The organism is Gemmatimonadota bacterium (assembly GCA_016209965.1).
Taxonomy (GTDB): domain Bacteria; phylum Gemmatimonadota; class Gemmatimonadetes; order Longimicrobiales; family RSA9; genus JACQVE01.
The window spans coordinates 1-4,310 of sequence record JACQVE010000121.1; the positions used below are offsets into that span (position 1 = coordinate 1).

5 protein-coding genes are annotated in these 4,310 nt (G+C 70.4%); 3 read left to right on the forward strand and 2 right to left on the reverse strand.

The features are described from left to right. Together HY703_05050 and HY703_05055 are read left to right on the forward strand one after the other, a co-directional pair. Positions 1–1,155, forward strand: a 1,155-nt coding sequence (locus tag HY703_05050) for a hypothetical protein (protein MBI4544543.1), incomplete at its 5' end; no start/stop codon positions are given. Between the two features lie 196 nt (positions 1,156–1,351). Next, positions 1,352–1,921 (forward strand): Uma2 family endonuclease, encoded by a 570-nt coding sequence (locus HY703_05055; protein MBI4544544.1) that lies wholly within the window; start codon positions 1,352–1,354, stop codon positions 1,919–1,921. Between the two features lie 76 nt (positions 1,922–1,997). Here the strand turns inward: HY703_05055 and HY703_05060 are convergent, their stop codons facing one another. Beyond that, the gene (locus HY703_05060; protein ID MBI4544545.1) at positions 1,998–2,210 is read right to left on the reverse strand and encodes a heavy-metal-associated domain-containing protein; all 213 of its coding nucleotides are present in this window, start codon (positions 2,208–2,210) and stop codon (positions 1,998–2,000) included. A 149-nt stretch (positions 2,211–2,359) separates the two neighbouring features. Beyond that, a complete protein-coding gene (locus HY703_05065; protein MBI4544546.1) occupies positions 2,360–2,986 on the reverse strand; it encodes a hypothetical protein in 627 nt (208 codons plus the stop codon). A 115-nt stretch (positions 2,987–3,101) separates the two neighbouring features. Between HY703_05065 and HY703_05070 the strand changes: the two genes are divergently transcribed. Continuing rightward, positions 3,102–4,310: hypothetical protein (locus tag HY703_05070; protein ID MBI4544547.1), on the forward strand; the 1,209-nt coding region annotated here is incomplete at its 3' end.

Sequence of the window (4,310 nt, forward strand, 5' to 3'; positions counted from 1 at the left end):
CACTACGCCCGGGTGGCGCTTGCCGAGCTGTTGTTCGGCGAGCCGCAAACCGGGGTCCGCGGCTGGGCCAGCGACCGCGGGCAGATCCTGGTGCGCTACGGCCGCCCGGCCACGGTCTGGCAGATCCCGCGCAATGATCAGTTGCTGGCGCGTCCCTCAGATCCCAGCCAGGGCCACATGGTGAACCTGCTCCACGGCGGCGGCCGCTGGATCTTCTGGAACTACGACCCGGAGCGGCCCAGCTTCATCTTCGAGAAGAAGTTGGGCTTCAGCGGCGTGCGGCATATGTTCGCCTCGATCAGCTACGCGGTGTCAGAGGAGGCGAAGGCTCTCCAGCCGACGACGTTCCGGCCGCCGTTCCATCGCGTGGGCGAGGTACCACATCAGCTCGCCCGCTTCCGCGCTGCCGATTCGACGCGGCATGAGGTCGAGGTCTACGCCAGGGCGCCGGTCGAGGCGCTCGTTGCCGCGGCGGACGATTCACTAGCCGGCGGGCTCTTCATTTTCCGCCGCGGCGTGGCCGGGCCTCTCGCGAAGCGCATCAAGCACGGCCCGATGGCGGACGGACGGCTCAGCTTCCGGATTGTGCTGCCGCCCGGCGTCTACAGCTACTCCATCGAAGCTGCCTCCGCTGTCGGTGATGCCGCCGCCGTCAGCCGCGGCGAATTCGATGTCGGCGCCTACTCGGCTGCGCGGCTGCGCATGTCTGACCTGCTGCTCGCCACCTCCGCGGCGCCGCTCCGGGCGGAGCCGCGCAGCCGCCATGACCTGGCATTCGAGCCACTCCCCTGTCTCGCGCTGCCGCATGACCGGCGACTGGCCGCCATCTTCGAGATTTACGGACTTACCCTGCGGGAGGGGATCGCCCGCTACCGCGTTACCGTGAACGCGGGCAGGGCGCCGGGTGAAAACGTGATCCTGCGGGTGCTCTCGCTCTGGGGGCTGCACGATCCGGTGAGACGCGAGCCGGACGCAAAGCTTTCCTTCGAGCGCGAGCTGGCCGTGACCGGGGACCGGGCCGTGGACTGGTTCGAGCTGCTGCTGCCCGAGCTCGGAGCGCGCGGCGCCGATTTCGCGGTCAGCGTGACGGATCTGGCCACGGGGGAGACCGCCAGGGCGACTCGTACGCTCCGGCCGGACGCATGCGGCGGGTAGGACGGCACAACACTACTACGCTGCTGCACAAGCACGGCAACGTATTCCTCACGCGGAGTTGGTGTGAGGAATCCGTCGATCAGCGGGCGAAAGCCCCTCATGCCTCTCGAGCTCCTTGCCCTGGCCTATCCCGCCATGGCAAAATCGTAAGCGGCTCGTAGATTGGCCCTGGCATAGGCGATTGGCAGGAGCATCGATGGCCCGTCCCATCCCGGGAGACCCCGAGCGGCCGCTGACGGTCGAGCAGTTCGAGCGGCTGCCTGAGAACGAGCTCTACCGGCTCGAGCTGGTGCGCGGCTGGATCGTGCGCGAGCCGCGTCCGGCTCCGCTGCACGCGCGGGTGGCGAGCATCCTGAACCGCCACCTTGCCGAGTTCGTGGAGGGAAGCGGCCTGGGCGCCGTCTTCGATGAGATGGGAGTGGTCCTGTACGAAGAGCCTGGGACGGTGCGTGGCCCCGACCTCTGCTTCTACGTCCGGGATCGCATACCGGCACAGGGCTACGGCAAGGGGTTCTGGCACGTGGCCCCGGACCTAGCGGTGGAGATCCTCTCGCCCTCGAACTCCGCGAGTGACATCCTGGAGAAGGTCACGGAATACCTGGACCGCGGCGCTCGCCTGGTGTGGGTCGTCGATCCGGATTCGCGCAGCGTGACGGTCTACCGCTCGCTGCGCGAGATCCAGCTCTTGCGGGGCGACGACGTGCTCGAGGGCGGCGACGTGCTCCCGGGCTTCCGGCTGCCGCTGGCGCGGCTTTTCGCGCTCTGAGGGCCATCTTCCCTGGCGGCGAGCCCTGGCGGTTCCGGGAACCGTTCACGGTGGAGGGCTTGCTAGCGCCCCGAGTCTAGCCGGCCAGCTCGGCCTCGAAGCCGACGGCCCGGATAAGCTCGATCAGCCGGTCGATAGCCACCTCGTCGTCCTCATAGTCCACGTCGGCGCAGCCGGACTCGTGACTGGCCTCCACGCCGTAGACGCCGGGCTCCGCTTCCAGCGCCTGCTTGATGCGCTCTTCATCGGCGTGGCGCATGCCTGAGATGCGCAGCTTGAGTGTGGGCATGGGATCCGCCTCCAGAATGGGTTGCGGCGTAAGGGGTGCGAAGGCCGCGCCGCTTGAAGGGCACGAGCTCACCAACCGAGGTCCCTCGACTCCAGCCAGCGCCAGAGGCTCTGGTCTCCGCTCGGCATGACACGTTCCGGGGCAGGCTTCTACTTCACGGGTTCGGTGCCCCGCGCGGTGCCCAGGTAAATATACGCGTCGGCGACGTCGCGCAGCCGGTAGTCGTGAGGCAGGATCTCGAGCGTCAGGCCCGGGCCAGCGCTCGCGTAGATGGGGTCGTCGAGGAAATCGAAGCGCTCGTTGATGTGCAGGGCGAACGGAGGCGCGAGGTCGGGCAGCTTGGCATGGAAGATGTCGAACACGCGCGTGGCGCCGTAGGACGCGATCTCGCCGTAGTGGGTGGGCTGCGGCGCACCGTCGACCAGCATGGTGTACAGTTCGAGCGGGAGACGGGCGTGCAGGCGAGTGCCCAGCCAGGTAACCGGCACCGCCTGCCCGCCGCCGCCGACGCGCAGCTCGGCGCGGCCGCTCCTCAGGCCGTGGTACCCGCCCATGAAGATCAGCGTGTCCGGAGGCGTACGTGCGGCTCGGGCATAGGCCAGCAGGGCATCCACATCCGCGCCGCCGCCGTAGCGGTCGAGCAGCGCGGCCGCGGCGCTGAGCCCGGCCAGTGCGCCCAGAACGGTTGCGCCCCGCAGCCCGACGCGGCGCCGGACAACATCCAGCGCGCGCAGCAGCTCGAGCAGCCGGGCCCGCTTTCTCCTGGGCTTGTGCATGGTCGTGCCTCCAGCCGTATCGCCGGCCTCTCGCTGCAACCGGCGGGCCGCGCACGACCCCGGGCTGCACTCGTGCGGGCTTGACCCTGAGCAAGTGCCTTGGTACCCTCAACTTATGCGCCAATTCGCGGCTCGGAGCTGGCGGCCGGAACTCGAAGCTTCTGCCCGCGCGGCGCGGGTACGCGCAGTCGACGCGGGCTGGCTGGCGGGCGCCGCGCTCTTCGCGGCCGGCTGTGGCGTGCTGCGCGAATCCCGGGTCGACCGACTGTGGGCGCCGCCAGCGGCAGAGGAGGTGCCGGCGCTGCGGGCCCACCTGAACCGCAGCCCCTCGGATCTCCATGCCGTTTTCCGGCTGGCCTCGGCCTACCACTCCGCTGCGCGGCTCGAGGAGTCGCGGAGGCTACTCGAGCTGCTGCTGCGACGCGACCCGGCCGATGCCGGCGCGACCTTCCTTCTCGGATTGACGTACGAGGACCTCGGGCTGTACCCCGAGGCCCGTTCGCTTTACGAGCGCTACATCGCCTCCGCGGACTCGGAACGGCTGGCCCGCGAGCTGCGGCGCCGCCTGCCGGTGATCGAGCGGCTCGAGCTGAGGAGCGCGGCGCGGTCCGCCCTGGCGCGCGAGCCGGAGTTGATCGGGGCGCCGCCCGATCCACGGACGGTGGCGGTGTTCCCCTTCCTCTACGCCGATGTCGACCCGCTGCTCCGGCCGCTGGGTCGCGCCGTTTCCGAAGTGCTGGCGGCGGACCTGGCGCGCGCGAGCGGGCTCACGGTGGTGCGGCCCGAGCGGGTGCAGAGCCTGCTCGCCGAGATGGGGCTGGCCGCCCGCGGCCGCATCGACCAGGCCGCGGGCGCGCGGGCGGCGCGGCTGCTGGGCGCCGAGCTGGCTGTGCAGGGGTGGATCACCGGAGGGAGCGAGCGGCTCACGCTGTCGGCCTCCATCCAGGGCGTGGGCGGGCGGGACGCGGCGGTGACGCAATTCTCGGCCACGAGCGTGCCAGCACAGACGCTCGACCTCGAGAAGCAGTTGGCGCTCAGCGTGTTCCGCAGGCTGGGGGTGGATCTGAGTGCCCCCGAATGGGAGCGCGTGCTTAACCTGGCGACGCGGGACTTTGGCGCACTGCTCGCCTTCGGCCGGGGCACCGAGGCGCTGGATGCCGGCGACTACGCCGAGGCAGCGCGCGCCTTGCGCAGGGCCGCCGAGTTGGATCCCGCGTTCGAGCTGGCGGGCGAGCGCGCGCGGCTGGCAGCCGAGGCCGCCGCCGCGGCGGCGACGAGCACGCGGCAACTCTCCTTTGCCTATTGGCTCGAGGCGGGGGCCGCC